Consider the following 18,379-nt stretch of genomic DNA (forward strand, 5'->3'; position numbering starts at 1 on the left):
GTGGTCAATATGGACAGTCCCCCTACCCCGCGTATCTATCTTGGTACTGGTGGCTATAGCGATACTGACTTACTCGGTACGCTATATCCAAAAGGCACCAAAAAGACGGATTTCCTACGTGAATACGCCAAGCAGTACGGCGCGGTAGAGGTAAACAGCACATTCTATGCACCCATCGGGCAAAAAGCCTTTGCTGGAATGGTAGATAAAGCCTACGCCCAAGCAGGTAGTCAGCTCAAATTTTCTGTAAAATTGCATCAAGACTTTACTCATGCACGTAAAGGCACTGCCGAACACGCACAAGCATTTCTAAACGCCTTATCTCCGCTTATCGAAGCGGATGCGTTAGCACCGTTATTACTCCAGTTCCCACACGGTTTTGATCGTACCCGCACGCATCGCCTCTATCTGGCAGAGCTTGTCAGTTGGTTTAAAGATTATCCACTTGCTATCGAGTTCCGCCATAACGGCTGGCACACGCCACAAGTGGTCGATAGTTTCCAGCAGCAAGGGCTGATCTGGTGCAGCGTCGACTATCCAAAAGTCGGTGGGTTGCCACCATCACGATTGATATTCACTGAGCGCACTGGCTATCTGCGTATGCATGGCAATAACACGGGCTGGTGGGATGCGATGAGCGCAGCTGACCGTCATGATTATCGTTATAGCGAAGCTGAGATGCAGGGCTGGGCACAAGCGATTGCCAATCAGCGTCAGCACTTTGATACGCTCTATATATTTTTTCAAAACACGGTCAATGCGCATGCTTATTATAATATTGCGATGCTACGTGAAGCGTTGGCAGTACATAACTTTGACGTATTATAATTAATCTAAACCCTTACATTAATAAGAGCGCTATGGATTCACTCAGTCAAATCGTCTTGGGCGCAAGCGTACAAGGCACGTTACTTGGCAAGTATCAAGGTCGCAAAGCCTATCTGTACGGGGCAATGCTAGGTACATTACCTGATTTGGATGTGCTGGTTCATTATCCTGACCCCATCAGTGACATGACTTACCATCGCGGCTTTAGCCACTCACTGATTGTCCTGACTGCAGTGGGTATCATAGGCGCTTGGCTAATCAGTCGCTATCATCAATGGCGCAACATGCCATTGCCTTACTCTAAAGCTCGCTTAACGCTAGCCATGACGTTGGCACTGACGACCCATCCGATTTTAGACAGCTTTACCGTCTATGGCACACAATTACTGTGGCCACTACAAGAGTCTTTATCGCTGACACCTTTTAGTATTGCGTCAATGTTCATCATCGATCCACTCTATACTTTGCCATTACTTGTAGCACTACTTCTGGGACTTATTAAGGGTAGCAGACTTATAGCATTCAAAGCTGGACTGCTGGTCAATTGTCAACGTTTTGCCTTATGGATGCTACTGCTCAGTAGTAGTTACTTACTGCTTAGCTTAGGATTAAAATACCATGCACAGTCTCAAGCTAAGCAAACTTTGGCAGCGGCTAATATCCATACCACGCGCCTCAAAACCATGCCTGCCCTGCCGACAGTGCTTATGTGGCGTACAGTTGCTGAAGACGATCAAGATAGATTGATTGAAGTACGAGGTAGCGTTTTAGACAGTCGCTTACCTGAGTATCGCTACCTGACGCAGTATGACAACTCACAGACACTACGCGTAAACATGCCAGCGCAAAGCCGACCCTATGCACACAGGCTGGATTGGTTCTCTGGTGATTGGACAGGATATCGCGTCCAAATGCTACCCGCCACTTCTACCACTAGCGATGCAGCCGAACAGCTGGTCGTTGATGACCTACGTATGATGGCAGGTGACACGGCGTTCTTTAGTTTTGTATTGGCTAATAAAATAGGACAAGGGGCACCATGGCAATCGATTACGCCTATAGAAGCACCTGTTATCAAAACGGATGGCGAACCTGAAGTGTCGCGTATTGAATTGGTCAAACAAGGATTTGTGAGAGTGTTTGATGAGTCGGTTGTGGATAGAGGTACCGGATGGAAGGTAGTTGAATGAAGATATCCTCGCTACTCAAACTATAAGTCTAAAAGGAGCTCCTAAAAAAGATTTTATTATAAATGTCACAGGTATTTTAACTACTAAATATGGAGAAGTATTACCTTTCTCATATGCTCGAAAAGGTGAAGTTCACTTAATGTCTAATTATTACTCTGGTTTTTACCTGTTAACGCCTACTGTGTAATACCTTCTTATCTTTCTAATCTAGAAATTGAGACTAATAAACCCGTAAAAATCTGACAGCAGCCATAACCTATAAACCAAAAAAAGGACACCTCACCGTGTCCTTTTTTTCATCCAAACCCTTAGCAACTCAAAATTTTTATCTTTCAAACCTATAGAAACTCAGCTCATACATTTATCTAAAAACAAGCCTACAGAATCGCTCTACTTATCGGTTTTGCACACTGGTAACTTATATCCTACTAATCAAGAGACATTAGTCAAGATGCAACATAAGCGTACTGATATTCACCTACAATAATAGAGAGAATAATAATGACAACCCTAAAAAATAAAGTCGCGATTGTAACTGGTTCATCAAAAGGTATCGGCGCACAGATAGCTATATTGCTTGCAGAGGCAGGAGCTAAAACCGTCATTAATTATGCAAACGATGACGCAGCAGCCAATGATATCGTGATCCAGATTAAATCAGCAGGCGGTGAAGCTATCGCTGTGCAAGCAGATGTCAGTAATACCAAGCAAGTGGCTACGCTGTTCGACACCACCATCAGTGAATTTGGCAAACCAGATATTTTGGTCAATAGCGCAGGTATAATGATTAATAAACCCATTGCAGAAACCACTGATGAAGATTTTGATCGTATATTTTCTATCAATGTAAAAGGCACGTTTAACACGCTACGTGAGGCGGCGACTAAACTCAATAATGGCGGTCGTATCGTTAACCTTTCAAGCACGACCACTCGCATGATGCTGCCTGCCTATGGCACATACTGTGCAACCAAAGGTGCGGTAGAGCAGCTAACTAGAATCTTTTCTAAAGAAGTTGGCGAGCGCAACATTACTGTCAATGCAGTCTCTCCTGGCCCTACTGACACTGAGTTATTCAATCAAGGTAAAGCTGACGAGACTATCGAAAATCTCGCTGGTATGTCACCATTTAATCGTATCGGTGAACCAATCGATATCGCCCGCGTAGTGTCATTTTTAGTGAGCGAAGAAGCGGCTTGGATGACAGGACAAAATATCGGTGCAAACGGCGGTATAGCATAATAGCATTTTTCGACTGAAAGTGATCAAACAAAAAAAGGACACCTTTCGGTATCCTTTTCTATCAATCAAATACTTAGCTACTGAAGATTACGCTTCAACGCCAGCATCTTGACCTTTATATTTTGCATTTGCGTAGTCCCAGTTCACTAGCTTGTCTAAGAACGTATCAACATAGTCAGGACGACGGTTACGGTAATCTACATAATACGCGTGTTCCCATACATCACAAGTCAGTACAGCGACTTGGTCATGTGCAAGTGGGGTGTCAGCGTTAGCAGTTTTGGCGATTGACAATTTACCACCAACTTTATCAGCCACTAACCATGCCCAACCTGAACCAAACTGAGTCAATGCTGCGTTTTTGAACTCTTCACGGAACTTGTCATAGCTACCGAAGTCTTCTTCGATTTTTGCTTTTAGATCGCCAGTAGGTTCGCCGCCGCCGTTCGTTGGCGTCATGCAGTTCCAATAGAACGTGTGGTTCCATACTTGAGCTGCTTGGTTGAATAGGTTTTGAGTGCTTTCGCTTTCAGAAGCTGCCTTGATAATTTCTGGCAATGTTTTGTCTTCTAGACCAGAACCTGGTAGCAAGTCTTTTAGCTTATTTACGTAAGCAGCATGATGCTTATCATGATGGTATTCTAGCGTCTCGGCACTGATATGTGGCTCTAGTGCGTCTTTTGCATATGGTAGGTCTGGCAATGTAATGTTTGACATAATTATTTTATCCTTGCTTATTTGGCCACTCATACTGTTTATATCTCGGAAATATATCATCAAAGTTAGTATTTCTGTCGATAGGCAAGCCTAAAAACAGAACTACCCTAAGAAGATGCGTACTAAAGACATAAACAATATCGAGCTAAATTGGCTGAGTTTATTGTTTGAAATAAGTTTGATCGTTTAATACACGTTATTGCTTAACACAGTATCACGTATTATTATGAGTCCAAAATTAATCTAGCTATTACTTATTGCTATTATTCTTTGTCTAAAGGCTAAGTATCTAACCCTATAGACTTTTATTAACTTAATGTTCACAAGCTATAAGATTTTATTCACTGTAGCTTAGAAACCATTATAGCAACAGTAGCCAATAATATCAGTTACCAAATGTTATAGCCCGCATAATTTGCATAGCAATTGGTTATTCATTTAATAATAATCACCACCATCGTATAGCCATACGCTATTAAGCGTAATACAGTCACAACATAGCTATCAAGGTCGATCAAATCATCGCTACTCACCTAACGGAATGTCTATATGAGCTCTACTGACCCCTTTTTACTTTCTACTGAGTCGACCTCCGATGACCAATGGGTACTCGCCAGTAATAATAAAGGCAAATTAGCTGAATTCAAACGACTATTTGCAGAAGCAAATTTAAACGTAACGATTGTTCCGCAAGGTCAACTCGATATCGAGGATGCTGTTGAGGATGGCTTGAGCTTTGTAGAAAACGCCATTATCAAAGCCCGTCACGCCAGCCGTATCAGTGGGCTGCCTGCTATTGCTGATGATTCAGGACTGTGTGTACCTGTATTGGGCAACGCGCCAGGTATCTACTCCGCTCGCTACGCGGGCGAACACGGTAACGATAGTAAAAACAACGCCAAACTCATCGCTGACTTGCAGCCTATCCGCACAGCAAATCCAAATACTCCGATCAAAGGTATGTTCGTTTGCGTACTGGCCATGGTGCGTCATGCCGATGACTCCTTACCGATTGTCGCCCAAGGATTATGGCATGGTGAGATTTCAGAGGCAGCGCATGGTGATGGCGGTTTTGGCTATGATCCATTGTTTTGGTTACCTGACTTGCAAGCCAGTGCAGCTAGCCTGAGCGCAGCTGATAAAAATAGCATCAGCCATCGTGGTCAGGCGATCAAGCAGTTACTAAAACAGTTGGCCTAAACTTGCCCAACTGACTGGATAAGCGTACTTAATAAAAACAGCAACATAAGAAAACATGGCGTTAAAGAGATAATTTTTACTTTAATAAACAGATAGATTATACTGTTCTACTTTTAAAATTTTGTTGAAAGCCGTTATTTGGCTGTATAATTCACCAAAAAGCGTTATTATGCGCTGCATTAACGGTTTATGATTGATATTTGGTAGTGTCTGCAACTTGGACAGCGTTATCTTAATCAGTATCAGCGGCGATGGCTACTGGTGCTGATTTTGAGGTTGCGGGCTTATCACTATCCCCTATTTTTATTCCAACGGCAACCGGTCGTACACGCCCGTAATTTGAGGCACGGTTTGTCTATTACCATTTAACCCTAAGTACTATTTCATTAATCAAACGTACTACTTAATCCTAAAGGTGTAATGAACATGGCTACAGATTTACAAGTCACAACCAATAAGCTATCAAATAAAGAAACTCAGCTCACGGTTAAAGTGCCCGTTGAAAAAATTCAAAACAAAGTCGAAGGCCGTATTCGCCAAGTTGCGAAAACTGCCAAGATTGACGGTTTCCGTAAAGGTAACGTCCCAATGTCACACATCCGCTCACAGTACGGTGCTGGTATCCAGCAAGAAGTGATCAACGATGTGATCCGTGATACGGTTTTTGAAGCGATCAAATCTGAAGACATTCGCGCTGTTGGCATGCCTAACATCGACGACGTAAAACTTGAAGATGATTTCTTGGTATATCAAGCGACTGTTGAAATCTTCCCAGAAGTAGACGTACAAGGTATCGATGAGATCGAAGTTGAGCGTCACACGGCACAAGTGAGTGAAGAAGACGTCGACACCATGATCGAAAACCTACAAAAGCAACGTGAAGAATTCGTTGAGAAAAAGGGCATGGCGGCAAAAGACAACCAAGTGACTTTTGACTTTGAAGGCTCTATCGACGGCGAAAAATTCGAAGGCGGCTCTAGCGAGGACTTCAAATTGGTTATCGGTAGCAACCAGATGATCCCAGGTTTTGAAGCTGGTATTAAAGGCATGAAAGCTGGCGAAGAAAAAACTATCGACGTGACTTTCCCAGAAGACTACCAAGCTGAGAACCTAGCTGGTAAAGAAGCTCAGTTCAAAATCAACGTAAAATTGGTTGAAAAATCTAAGCTACCTGAAATTAACGAAGAGTTCCTAGAGCTATTTGGCGTGACCGAGGGCGGCGTTGAGAAGTTGAAAGAAGACGTACGCAAAAACATGGAACGCGAAATCAAAAACGCGGCGCGTAGCCAAGTTAAGCAAGCGACTTTTGACGCATTGTTAGAAAAGAACGAATTTGACGTACCAAATGCGATGCTAGAGCAAGAAATCGAGCGTCAACGCAACATGATGATGCAACGTTTTTCTCAGCAGTTCGGTGCGAATGCTGATAGCTTCGATAAAGACATGCTACCAAATGAGCTATTTGAAGAGCAAGCGCTACGTGCTGCCCGTCTTGGTATCATCGTTGCCCGTGTTATCGATACCAAAGGTCTAGAAGTAGATCAAGAGCGTGTTGAAACCTTCATCAAAGAAGCCGCTGAAAACTACGAAGATCCAGCAGAAGTTATCGAGTACTACACCAATGACAAGCAGCAGCGTGCTAACATTGAGTCTGTAGTACTAGAAGACCAAGTAGTAGATTACTTGATCGAACAAGGTAAAGTCACTGACAAAGAAGTTAGCTACCAAGACTTGCTAGCCGCTCAGCAACAACAGCAGCAAGCAATGTAATTGATACGACAAGCTGTCTTTTTAGATATGCTGTAGTCGGTTATCAAAACTAAAATGCGCCCCCGACCTTTTGATCGGGGGCGCATTTTTTATGGCGTTCGCTAGCTAAGTAAGTTCAGCAACAAACATCGTACTTGTACTATAAAGCACGCCTTATACCAAAACAGGCGCAAATACGGCGCTCAACCCTAGCAGTACTACCCCGCGCTGTAACCATAAGCTATCGCTAAATCGTTGCTGCAACTGTTGACTAACTAGCGTACCAACTGCATATAGCGCTAGCATCGTGACCATCATCCCTGCATAAAAACCCAGCTGACCGCTCACACCAACATTCGCTGGCACTTCAAGTGCATGTGCCAACCCGTGAAAGACTGCTAGACCACCAAAGCCAAACAGTGACAACTGCTGAATGCTTGGCATACGGGCTGTATGGGTCTGCGCAGAGAATGCTTCTTGTCTGCTTTTTTGACTCATCAAAACCATTGCCAATACGACTACCGATAATGATATGGCGACTTCGATCAGCCCAGATGATGCCGCAAACCCAATACCACCGACCAAGACACCAATCGTGCCCAATATTGCACCCAACGACAATCCTGCCGTCAATGACATCATACCTAGGCGTTGCTTTTGTAGTCCATAAAACAACATGCCCATGCCTACTGCCAAAAATAGATGATCAAGGCCAGTCACTGGATGCATCAGTCCTGCTTGCAACGTTCCTAAGAACGATGGCGCTTGCGCAGTAGTCGAATGAATATGCCCTGAGTGTGCTTGTGCCAGCGACGGCACCACAGACAACATTGCCAGTGTCGATGAACCAACTACGAGACTACGAGTAGACAACCTCTGTGAAAATTTAGCATTTTTGACATCAAGCTCTTTTGTATATCGTGTCATGTGGTTTGTTCCTTTTTATTTATATTGTATTTTCGATGGTGAAGGATTCGGACTAAGGATATACCTAAGCTACGCAAGCATGCCGTGCTCTTTGATAAAGGCGATAATCTCATCTAAACCGTCACCTGTTTTCATATTGCTAAAGACAAAAGGTTTGTCGCCACGCATTTTTTTGGCATCGCGCTCCATTACCTCAAGCGACGCTCCAACCATAGGCGCAAGATCGGTCTTATTGATAATCAGTAGATCAGACTTGGTAATACCGGGGCCACCTTTACGCGGTATCTTGTCGCCTGCAGAGACATCAATGACATATAAGGTCAAATCAGACAGTTCTGGGCTGAAAGTCGCGGCCAAGTTATCCCCACCTGACTCGATGATGATCATCTCCAAGCCGTCAAAGGTCGCTTGCAGCTCAGCAATGGTGGTCAGATTGATAGACGCATCTTCGCGAATGGCCGTGTGCGGGCAGCCGCCTGTCTCAACGCCGCGGATACGCTCAGCTGGCATGGCGTTATTACGGGTCAAAAACTGTGAATCTTCTTTGGTGTAAATATCGTTAGTGACAACTGCCATATTGATCGTATCACGCAGGTTTTGACATAGTCTCAAGGTCAAAGCAGTTTTACCACTGCCGACTGGCCCGCCAATACCAAGGCGTAAACACGATAAAGCAGGCTGATGTGAGCTCTCACTATCAATAGCTGAGTCAGGTATGGTTTGAGTATTTTTTGGTTTTATTGGGGTTAGAGACATCGTAAGCTCCTTAGAGGATTCATATAGGAATAATTGTAAATAGAAACGAATGTAAAATTATGAGCGGAATAACCGGCTGTATTGCTCCTCGTGCATACTCGAGAGGATAGCTAGATTGGGCAAGTTGTTAGAGATGTTGAGGCTCTCATAGAGGTCTTGACACAGTTTTTGACAAACCTGATCTTCATTCATATCCAAAGCATGGGTAGCGTTTGCTGACGTGATTACATCATCAAAGGCTTGTTTTACGTCACCGCTCAACGCATTAATTTGAGAGCCGAGATCGTTTTGTAATTGCCATAAGATACGCTGACCTGCCATCTGTCCTAGCGGTACGGTCTTTACAGCAGCGAGCACCATATTCTCTAATTGCGCAAATCCATAGGTAGTCATTGACTGCGCTAGTGGTAGTTGCCAATGCTGAGCAATATGAGCGAAAAGTGGCAAAAAGCCATCTTCAGGTAGCTCTGTAGGTACGCCCAGATTTAAAACTTCATTAAGCCAAGATACCATCGCCTGTGCCAACTGCTGGGACTCAAGCACAAACTCTTTACTCTCTAAGCTGGCATGGTAGTCATGTGCTACCTCGTTTGCCAGCGCCTCATGTCCTCCACCGAGCGCACACATTATTAGCCCTAATAGTGGTAGCTCGTAGCCAATCACTGCAAGCTCTAAATAGTCCTGCATAAATGCAAGTGTACTGGCTTCGTCAGAGATAACCCCTGACTCAATCGCTGACTCTACACCTTGCGAATAGGTATAGCTCCCGATTGGCAAATTACTTGATGCCAGCATCAATAGCTGCCCCAGTTGGACGGATTGAGTAGATTGCGTGCTGGTATTAACCATCATGTGAATGACCTACAGATGCCTCATCATGGTTATGGGAATGACTGTGTGAGTCGCTACTCGAATGAGAGTGGCTGCTTGCATGTGAATGAGAGTGCGCGTGAGAATGGCTATGTGCATGCCCTTGTCCTGTCTGATAGGCCCCTGTCTCAGGCTCGAACGGTACGGACGTGGACTCAGTATATAACCCTAAGTTTTCGAGCATTTGAGCCAGCACATGATCGTTTTCAAAATACAGCGCATAGCCTGCATCATCCTGATCAAAACTGTGCTCAAACATCAACGGCACATGACGATTGCCCAAATGATAAGCGCCTTTCATGAGTAAAAAATCATCGTTGGCCGTCACTTTAGTCACTGCTTGCGGTTTGGCGATGATTTGTATCAAGTCTCCTGCTGCATTACTAAGCACATCATTTCCTTTTAAGACCCCTGTACGAGGCAAATCAATACCAACAGCTGTGCCTGCTGCAGTAACTGCTCTAAAGCGTGTATGCTGGCGCGTGTCAAAGTCCAGTAGCAGGTAATCATCCGCTTGATACTGTGCTGTTAGTTGCGCTTGTTGTGTGTCGTTAGGTGCGCTTAAACGGGTATTAAATATTTTCATAAATATAAGGCTCTGTTTACTGTTGCTCAAACTATCGGTCTATAACTTGAATGGTAAAAGTGGTGGCAATGAAGGCAAGATCACACTCAAAACACCCCCTAACCATTGGCATACATGGTCTATGGTTCGCTCTTTTGAAGATCCTAAAAACGTGCGTCATAAGGACTAAAATAAAAAGTAACGCTGTGCCATGGGTAGTACCTCAGCTGGCTCACAAGTAAGTGTCTTACCATCAGCGCGCACCTCATAGGTCTCAGGATTGATGTCCATATCTGGGCAGTAGCTGTTGAAGCGCATGTCGCTTTTGCGAATCTCACGAATACCGTGTACAGGCTGAATAACTTTGGTTAACCCGAGTTGCTTATCTACTTGTTTGTCGATAGCGGCTTGCGACATAAAGGTAATACTGGTTTGGGCAACCGACTTTGGATACGACGCAAACATAGGACGATAATGTACGGGCTGAGGCGTAGGAATAGAGGCATTAATATCACCCATCGGCACCGCAGCGATAAGTCCACCTTTGATGATGCACTCAGGTTTTACCCCAAAAAACTTAGGCGACCACAGCACCATATCTGCCCACTTACCCACTTCGATGGAGCCAACCATATCGCTGATACCATGAGTAATTGCAGGATTAATCGTATATTTTGCGATATAGCGTTTGATACGAAAGTTATCGTTATCTGTACTTTGGTCATAGTCTGTCAGAGTAATGGATTGATTTTGATGTTCTGTATCTGCTGTCGCATCTGGAGCAAGATGCCCGCGCTGAACTTTCATTTTGTGCGCAGTTTGCCACGTACGAATGACCACTTCGCCCACCCGTCCCATCGCTTGCGAGTCACTACTCATCATCGAAATCGCACCCAAATCGTGCAAGATATCTTCAGCCGCGATGGTTTCTTGACGAATACGGCTTTCGGCAAAGGCCACGTCTTCTGCGATAGCAGGACTTAAATGATGACAAACCATCAGCATATCGAGATGCTCATCAATGGTGTTGACGGTATATGGACGCGTTGGGTTGGTTGAGGATGGCAGCACATGCGACTCACCAATCGCCTTTAGAATATCGGGTGCATGACCACCACCCGCGCCTTCGGTATGAAAGGTATGAATACAGCGGTTTTTAAACGCGCCTAGCGTGCTCTCAAGATAGCCACTTTCGTTTAGCGTATCGGTATGGATGGCGACCTGCACGTCATAGTCGTCAGCGACGCTCAAACAGTTATCGATGGCTTGCGGCGTCGTACCCCAATCCTCATGGAGTTTCAGTCCGACCGCCCCTGCTTCGATTTGCTCAGCAATCGGTTTGGGTACACTTACATTACCTTTACCCAATAGCCCAATATTCATAGGGATACTATCAGTAGACTTTAGCATTGAGGCAATATGATATGCTCCTGGCGTACAGGTGGTAGCGAGTGTTCCTTGGGCAGGGCCTGTACCACCGCCTAGCATCGTGGTCACTCCCGACATCAGCGCCGTCTCACACTGCTGGGGCGCGATGAAATGAATATGACTATCAACGCCCCCTGCAGTGAGAATCTTTCCTTCACCAGCGATGATCTCAGTCGCGCCGCCAATAGAGATATCGATGGCAGGCTGAATGTCAGGATTGCCCGCTTTACCAATAGCACTGATACGACCATCTTTGATACCAATATCCGCTTTGTAGATACCTGTATAGTCTACAACCAATGCGTTGGTAATCACTGTATCAGCAACTTCTGCCCCTAACAACTGCCCTTGCCCCATACCATCACGGATGACTTTACCACCGCCAAACTTGACTTCCTCACCCTTGATCTCTGTGGTTTTGCTAATACCCTCATCGCTTTGCGACGTCTGCGTTTGATCCATATCTGTGTGACTGGTCAAGTCCGCCTCAACCTGTAACCAAAGCTCCGTGTCAGCAAGGCGTACTTTATCACCAGTGGTCGGACCAAAATGCTCAGCATAAATCTGCCGGCTTACTCGCTTTTGCGAAGTGGTTACTGGTGCTCTGTCATGAGACGTATCTGATTCTTCATTTGGCTGTGCATTACCCATGACGCGACCCGCAAAACCGTAGACTTCCTGTTTGCCTGCGTAGGCCACCAATTCTACTTCTCGCGATTGTCCTGGCTCAAAACGAACTGCTGTCCCAGAGATAATATTCAGGCGATATCCACGGGTCGACTCTCTGTCAAAACTCAGCGCATCATTGACCTCGTAGAAATGATAATGCGAGCCAATTTGAATCGGTCTATCACCAGTGTTACTGACACTGATCGTCTGAACCTGTCGCCCCTGGTTTAAGATAATATCGCCATCTTTTATATTGTATTCGCCTGCTTGCATGGGAGCCGCCTTATTTTATAGTTATCATTTCAGTGATACAGTGATATAAGTGGTTGATGAACGCTACTATACGATGGGGTTATGCACCGTAACCAGCTTGGTACCATCAGGGAATGTCGCCTCGATTTGCACCTCATCGACCATCTCTGCCACCCCTTCCATGACATCATCCGCAGATAGATAGGTTGCCCCTTCACTCATCAATTCAGCAACTCGCTTACCGTCTCGAGCCCCTTCCATCAGCAGCATACTGATATAGGCGATGGCTTCTGGATAGTTCAGCTTAACACCGCGATTTTTGCGGCGCTCAGCGACCATACCGGCCGTAAACAGCATGAGCTTGTCTTTTTCTGTTGGCGTCAGATGCATGGCGGATCCTTGTTATATTTGTGATTATTATTTATAGCAGACTAGAGATTAAACAACATTGCATACTGCCCAAAACAGACGCGGCAACACTTAGCCTCAATAATTAGCTTCAGTATTCTTAAACTTTGGTGATAGCAAATGCAAGCTTAGGTGTCCCAAATACGCGGGCGACAATGCTCAAGCTGCCACCAATGCTCACGCAAAATCTCTCTAAGCTGATAAAACGCTTCAAAACAGTCGCGCACATCTGAGCCAATATAACGGATATTAACCGCTTGACTGTTATGAGTGCAATAGACGGGTAGTTCAGCTTGAGCGATGACTTGACGTAATGTCGCTATGGTGTGGTCTAGATAGCGCGTTAATGCTTGTTTGGTAGCTGCTTGTGCCGTCTCGTCTGATTGCGTTGGCTGAGAGGCAGACAGTACATGATTGTCATGCACATCGCTCAAACTTGGCACTGCCCAAAACGACCCATAAATATGATGGCTTGCTAGCCCCAAGTTTGAGGTGAACCAACGACTTTGGGCAGACTGATCTACACGTTCAGCAACGACGACTTTACCTTCTCGGTAAATGCGTAAGCCAGTATGATAACGCCCTTGTAGGAACTGTTCATCATACGCTTGTCGCCCAAACACGCTGATCTCCCAGGTTAGCAAGCTAGAGGAGTCAGCTAAATCAAAGCGACTCGTCGCATGCATATTGGCTTCATTATAAATAATGCTCTCTTGTGGCAGCCACTCCAAACGAGTATCTGCTGCAAGTTCGGCCTGTACATCCTGACTGGCATAGGTAGCCATCTCGTCTGTCACGGTATTAGCTGGCAATTTACTATCCTTGCCGTACCATTTACCGGCGCCTGGGGTAGTGATAACAGCATGGCTGCCCTGATCTAAACGTAAGTCTATCGTCAGGGTATCACCGCCTGCAATACCTGCTGGTGGATATAGCATCAATATATGACAAATACCTTGTTGTACACTCGGTTCAGGATAAAGCGCACGCTGTACCATAAGCGCGCCTGTGTGCTTTCGGTGATACAGCCGCGTCTTATCAATAGATGCGCCTTGGGTAGTCGTACGTTTAACAGCGTCAAAACTCAATGCTAAGGAGGAAGCCCAACTCATCTTATATACTCATCAAATATGATCTAGCGTCTTACACAACCATCATTATTTAGCAGTTGCAACCAGAGTGCTGTCAACATAAAAACTAGGTCACATAATGTAAAAAACCATCAATACTACTATTTATACAAGCATTGTGCCAACTTGTATCGGCCTAGTGCTGTAAAAATCAGCCTATCTATCCAACACCGTGATTTTGCATTGGTTTTTGTTTCCTGTATTCGTTTAAGAAAACAGTAACATCAGTTTGGCTATTTTCTTACCTGATTTTGGGACTCGTTATACATAGACAGTTAGCTATATTTGCACCAAACCATGGCGCTCTAATGAGTATATGCACCATTTTTCAACAGAGCTATTGACCGATATGTCATATGCATGGTTGCTATTCTTTGGGCATATCCTGTTTATTCTTCACGCCACACTAGGCATATTTAATTACAAAGTCGAACGGAAAACTATAAAGATATTTGCACACTCATAAAATCGACTAGGATGTGTCCCTATTTTAAAAATGGTGATAAAAGTTTGAATTAGAGACGCGCCTTAGCAAGATAGGTAGATTGTAATGCTATTAATCAGGTATTCTATGTTAAAAGTGGGCCGGTATGAGACTCAGGATATCTGTATCAAGGCAAAATACTATAGTAATCATTTGAGTCAAACGCTGTAAAAAACACTTAAGTCACTACTGATTTTATTCACATATTTTTATCCAAACGTTCTTATTTTAGTTTATGCAGAAAGTATAAAAACAGAGGATAGTTATTTTTTCCTCTATTTTGTGCACAAACCGTTTTTATAGGCTTGAATAGTGAGCGCAGACCCCCTATAAACTATCCATTAGTCCAAAACCTACTAGACAATAAAATTACTCAAACCATTTTTATTTTATACTTTTATCGATAGGACCTTTCTATGACAGATTATGATCGCATCACTGCTAACCCACATTTTGACATGCTCATGAGTGCGCACAACGAAGTACAAAGCGCGCAAAACATTCAAAGCGCCTTAGTACCAATGGTGGTTGAGCAGTCTTCGCGCGGTGAACGCTCGTTTGATATCTTCTCACGCCTATTACGTGAGCGCGTTATCTTTTTGACCGGTCAGGTCGAAGATAACATGGCAAACCTTATCGTCGCACAGCTACTATTCTTAGAAGCTGAAAACCCTGACAAAGATATTCATTTATATATCAACTCTCCAGGCGGCTCAGTAAGTGCAGGCTTAGCAATTTTTGATACTATGAACTTTATCAAACCTGAAGTATCGACTATCTGTATGGGCGGTGCTTATAGCATGGGCTCATTCCTATTGGCCGCAGGTCAAAAAGGCAAGCGTTACTCACTTGCTAATGCGCGTGTCATGATTCACCAGCCATCAGGCGGTGCGCAAGGTCAAGCGACTGACATTGAAATCAATGCTCGTGAGATCCTTAAGACTCGTGCCCGTCTAAACAAAATCTTAGCTGAGCGTACTGGTCAGCCAATCGAAAAAATCGAAAAAGATGTTGAGCGTGATTATTGGTTAGATGCTGATGAAGCAAAAGAATACGGATTGGTTGACGAAGTATTAGAGCGTCGCCCTGAATCTTTGTAATCTACAGATAAGTGCTACGCCCCTCAAACGAGTGTGCAATCATAAGAATAGTTATAGTCTGTTTGTATTATGGTAGATCAATATGTCGCTCATACCTGATAGCTCATATCTGATAGATAGTAAGCAGGTATGAGCGTTCAACCAATATAGCCATCGATGTGACGCAAATGGACTAACCAGTTTTAAACTTTAGGAGCGCCTTTTATGGCAGAAGATAATACCCCGCAGTGTTCGTTTTGCGGTAAAGCCAAAAGTGATGTACAGCAGCTGATTGCTGCCGACGATGCCAATATCTGTAATGAATGTATTGAACTATGTACAGATCTAATCGCCGACAGCGCAGAATATAGCGATGACGATAGTGACGTGGATACTTCGTGGGTCAATAAAAAGCTACCAACGCCAAAAGAGCTGCGTGCCAAGCTTGATGAGTACGTCATCGGTCAGGACGCTGCCAAAAAAGCCTTATCTGTTGCGGTCTACAACCATTACAAACGTCTAAAAGTTAGCCAAACACTCGCTAATGATAGCAAGAAAGCCAAAATTGGTGCTGATGACGCTATGGTAGAGTTGGCAAAAAGTAACATCTTGCTGATTGGTCCGACTGGTTCTGGTAAGACATTGCTAGCCCAAACGTTAGCTCGTCTACTTGATGTACCATTTGCGATGGCTGATGCCACGACTTTGACCGAAGCAGGTTATGTCGGCGAGGACGTTGAGAACATCGTACAAAAGCTATTACAAGCCTCTGACTACGACGTGGCAAAAGCTGAGCAAGGTATCATCTATATTGATGAGATCGATAAGATCAGTAAAAAAGGGGACAATCCATCAATCACTCGTGACGTATCAGGTGAAGGCGTACAGCAAGCACTGCTAAAGCTGATCGAAGGTACGGTTGCTGCGATTCCACCGCATGGTGGTCGCAAGCATCCACAACAAGAGCTGATCCAAGTTGATACTAGCAACATCCTAATTATCGTGGGCGGCGCATTTGCTGGACTAGACAAAGTCATTCAGCAGCGTACAGAAAAAGGCGGTATCGGTTTTAACGCGGATGTCAGCTCAAAAGATGACAGTCGCCGCAGCTCAGACTTGCTACAAGAAGTTGAGCCGGAAGATCTGATTAAGTTTGGTCTTATCCCTGAGCTGATCGGTCGTCTACCTGTACTTGCGGCACTAAAAGAGCTTGATGAAGAAGCACTGGTACAAATCCTGACTGAACCGAAGAACGCACTGGTCAAACAGTACAAGTACTTGTTCGATATGGAAGGGGCTGATATTAGCTTTACGCAAGAAGCGCTTGATGCCATTGCCAAAAAAGCTATGGAGCGTAAAACTGGTGCGCGCGGTCTACGTTCTATCGTAGAAAACGCTTTACTTGAGACCATGTATGAGCTGCCTTCTATGGAAAATGCCAAAACCGTTATGGTTGATGCAGAAGTTATCAACGAAGGCAAAATTCCTAAAATTGCTTAATGTAGAGTGAACATTAGATAACTCATTATTAGTAGTGAGTTATTCAAAAAAGCGCCTAGCTAAGTAAGCTAAGGCGCTTTTTTTATGCCTGCTTACTATCTAAATGGTCTAACAAACACTCAATTGAGCTTCATATCGTAATAACGCATAGCGACATCATATTTTAGAGATAATAAACCATCTCTCACAAAATGACAGCAGCGTTTATCAATCGCAAGTAGACCTGATCATGAATCATGCTAATGTAGATAGTCGGATTCGATCTTTATTCCATTGCTACACTCCAATATTTATAGCATCTGCGAATACTCGTTATTAATAATACAAAGGACTGTTTATTATGCTCACTCATGTGACTACTATGGCGACTTCATTGCGCCAGCGCCTGCCATTTTCCTCCCATACAGACTCACTAGATGATGCTGATATTGCTGCTTATTATCATAATCATGTCGCTGCCATCACGGGCGCAGGGTCTGGTATGGGACGTGAGCTGGCGATTCATCTAGCAAAAATGGGCTGTCATCTTGCGCTATCAGATATCAATCCTGAACAGCTGGCAGAGACCAAACAGTTACTCAGCGGTTATGACATCAGCGTCACGATGACTGTGCTCGATGTGTCAGATAATAAAGCTGTAGAATCGTGGGCTGATAGTGTCATGAGCGACCATGGCAAAGTGAACTTTATCTTTAATAACGCAGGTGTGGCGCTCTACTCTACGGTTGAAGGTAGCAGTATCAGTGAGCTTGAATGGGTAATGAATATCAACTTTTGGGGCGTGGTCTATGGTACCAAAGCCTTTCTACCTTTGATAAAAAACAGTGTGCAGCAGAGTCAGTTGAGGGAGCATGGTCATATTATCAATATCTCAAGTCTGTTTGGGCTGACAGCGCAGCCGTCACAATCTGCCTATAACTCTAGTAAGTTTGCGGTACGCGGCTTCACAGAGAGCTTGCGCCAAGAGTTAAACATCCAGCGCTGCGGGGTATCAGCAACCTGTATTCACCCAGGTGGCATCAAGACCAATATTGCCAATAGTGCGCGCGGTAACGAGAGCATCCATGATATTGGCATGAGCACTGGACCCAAAGCCATCAGAAGCTTTAATAAGTTCTTAAAATTCGATGCCAGTGAAGCCGCTTGGATTATTTTGCATGCAGCAGCGACCAATCAGCAGCGCTGCTTAATTGGTAATGATGCCAAAATGATTGACGCCATTCAGCGGGTATTTCCATCGCACTACAGTCAAATCCTAACTGAATTTCATCAGCTCTCTCTCAAGCTAAAGCCCCGTCGCCATAAGAAGCCCAAAGCAGTTGAGTAATAGGCTATGAGCATCCTTTGTAACATGACAGTTGCACGACCCTGTATACAAAAAGCCC

Annotated in this window: 17 protein-coding genes; 9 read left to right on the forward strand and 8 right to left on the reverse strand. The window is 44.4% G+C overall.

Annotated elements, in window-relative coordinates; all coding sequences use genetic code 11:
- Positions 1-9: 9 nt before the first annotated feature.
- From NJD71_RS05980 to NJD71_RS05995, 4 genes are all read left to right on the forward strand, one after another.
- Positions 10-828, forward strand: coding sequence for a DUF72 domain-containing protein (locus tag NJD71_RS05980; RefSeq protein ID WP_319051034.1), 819 nt, complete (start codon positions 10-12; stop codon positions 826-828).
- Positions 829-860: 32 nt separating this feature from the next.
- Positions 861-2,018, forward strand: a complete 1,158-nt coding sequence (locus tag NJD71_RS05985) for a metal-dependent hydrolase (protein WP_319051035.1) — start codon at positions 861-863, stop codon at positions 2,016-2,018.
- The gene (locus NJD71_RS05990) at positions 2,011-2,205 is read left to right on the forward strand and encodes a hypothetical protein (RefSeq protein WP_319051036.1); all 195 of its coding nucleotides are present in this window, start codon (positions 2,011-2,013) and stop codon (positions 2,203-2,205) included. The genes NJD71_RS05985 and NJD71_RS05990 overlap by 8 nt, the downstream gene beginning before the upstream one ends.
- A gap of 314 nt (positions 2,206-2,519) precedes the next feature.
- Positions 2,520-3,260: an SDR family oxidoreductase gene (locus NJD71_RS05995; RefSeq protein WP_319051037.1), complete on the forward strand. Its 741-nt coding sequence runs from the start codon at positions 2,520-2,522 to the stop codon at positions 3,258-3,260.
- Positions 3,261-3,347: 87 nt separating this feature from the next.
- Here the strand turns inward: NJD71_RS05995 and NJD71_RS06000 are convergent, their stop codons facing one another.
- Positions 3,348-3,977 (reverse strand): superoxide dismutase, encoded by a 630-nt coding sequence (locus NJD71_RS06000; RefSeq protein ID WP_319051038.1) that lies wholly within the window; start codon positions 3,975-3,977, stop codon positions 3,348-3,350.
- 549 nt (positions 3,978-4,526) lie between these two features.
- On the opposite strand from NJD71_RS06000, the gene rdgB reads away from it, so the two are divergent.
- The gene (gene rdgB, locus NJD71_RS06005) at positions 4,527-5,177 is read left to right on the forward strand and encodes an RdgB/HAM1 family non-canonical purine NTP pyrophosphatase (protein WP_319051040.1); all 651 of its coding nucleotides are present in this window, start codon (positions 4,527-4,529) and stop codon (positions 5,175-5,177) included.
- Positions 5,178-5,603: 426 nt separating this feature from the next.
- Complete coding sequence (tig, locus tag NJD71_RS06010; RefSeq protein WP_319051041.1) at positions 5,604-6,947, forward strand: trigger factor; 1,344 nt, start codon at positions 5,604-5,606, stop codon at positions 6,945-6,947.
- 153 nt (positions 6,948-7,100) lie between these two features.
- Here the strand turns inward: tig and NJD71_RS06015 are convergent, their stop codons facing one another.
- The 7 genes from NJD71_RS06015 to NJD71_RS06045 all read right to left on the reverse strand — a co-directional run bounded on the left by NJD71_RS06015 (position 7,101) and on the right by NJD71_RS06045 (position 13,913).
- Positions 7,101-7,853 (reverse strand): HupE/UreJ family protein, encoded by a 753-nt coding sequence (locus NJD71_RS06015; RefSeq protein WP_319051042.1) that lies wholly within the window; start codon positions 7,851-7,853, stop codon positions 7,101-7,103.
- 69 nt (positions 7,854-7,922) lie between these two features.
- Positions 7,923-8,609: an urease accessory protein UreG gene (ureG, locus tag NJD71_RS06020; RefSeq protein WP_319051043.1), complete on the reverse strand. Its 687-nt coding sequence runs from the start codon at positions 8,607-8,609 to the stop codon at positions 7,923-7,925.
- A gap of 57 nt (positions 8,610-8,666) precedes the next feature.
- Positions 8,667-9,461: an urease accessory protein UreF gene (locus tag NJD71_RS06025; protein WP_319051044.1), complete on the reverse strand. Its 795-nt coding sequence runs from the start codon at positions 9,459-9,461 to the stop codon at positions 8,667-8,669.
- A complete protein-coding gene (gene ureE, locus NJD71_RS06030; protein WP_319051045.1) occupies positions 9,451-10,065 on the reverse strand; it encodes an urease accessory protein UreE in 615 nt (204 codons plus the stop codon). Before ureE ends, NJD71_RS06025 begins: the two co-directional genes overlap by 11 nt.
- 165 nt (positions 10,066-10,230) lie before the next feature.
- On the reverse strand, positions 10,231-12,414 hold the full coding sequence (gene ureC / locus NJD71_RS06035; protein WP_319051046.1) for an urease subunit alpha: 2,184 nt from the start codon (positions 12,412-12,414) through the stop codon (positions 10,231-10,233).
- Between the two features lie 66 nt (positions 12,415-12,480).
- The gene (ureA, locus tag NJD71_RS06040) at positions 12,481-12,783 is read right to left on the reverse strand and encodes an urease subunit gamma (protein ID WP_057761815.1); all 303 of its coding nucleotides are present in this window, start codon (positions 12,781-12,783) and stop codon (positions 12,481-12,483) included.
- A 146-nt stretch (positions 12,784-12,929) separates the two neighbouring features.
- Positions 12,930-13,913 (reverse strand): urease accessory protein UreD, encoded by a 984-nt coding sequence (locus tag NJD71_RS06045; protein ID WP_319051047.1) that lies wholly within the window; start codon positions 13,911-13,913, stop codon positions 12,930-12,932.
- A gap of 966 nt (positions 13,914-14,879) precedes the next feature.
- Here NJD71_RS06045 and clpP point away from each other — a divergent pair.
- The 3 genes from clpP to NJD71_RS06060 all read left to right on the forward strand — a co-directional run bounded on the left by clpP (position 14,880) and on the right by NJD71_RS06060 (position 18,321).
- Entirely contained in the window at positions 14,880-15,515 is a 636-nt protein-coding gene (gene clpP / locus NJD71_RS06050) for an ATP-dependent Clp endopeptidase proteolytic subunit ClpP (RefSeq protein ID WP_319051071.1), read from the forward strand.
- A gap of 204 nt (positions 15,516-15,719) precedes the next feature.
- Positions 15,720-16,994, forward strand: coding sequence for an ATP-dependent protease ATP-binding subunit ClpX (clpX, locus tag NJD71_RS06055; RefSeq protein WP_319051048.1), 1,275 nt, complete (start codon positions 15,720-15,722; stop codon positions 16,992-16,994).
- Positions 16,995-17,334: 340 nt separating this feature from the next.
- Positions 17,335-18,321: an SDR family NAD(P)-dependent oxidoreductase gene (locus NJD71_RS06060; protein ID WP_319051049.1), complete on the forward strand. Its 987-nt coding sequence runs from the start codon at positions 17,335-17,337 to the stop codon at positions 18,319-18,321.
- Positions 18,322-18,379 lie beyond the last annotated feature (58 nt).

It is taken from the genome of Psychrobacter sp. PP-21 (genome assembly GCF_033790785.1).
Classification (GTDB): domain Bacteria; phylum Pseudomonadota; class Gammaproteobacteria; order Pseudomonadales; family Moraxellaceae; genus Psychrobacter.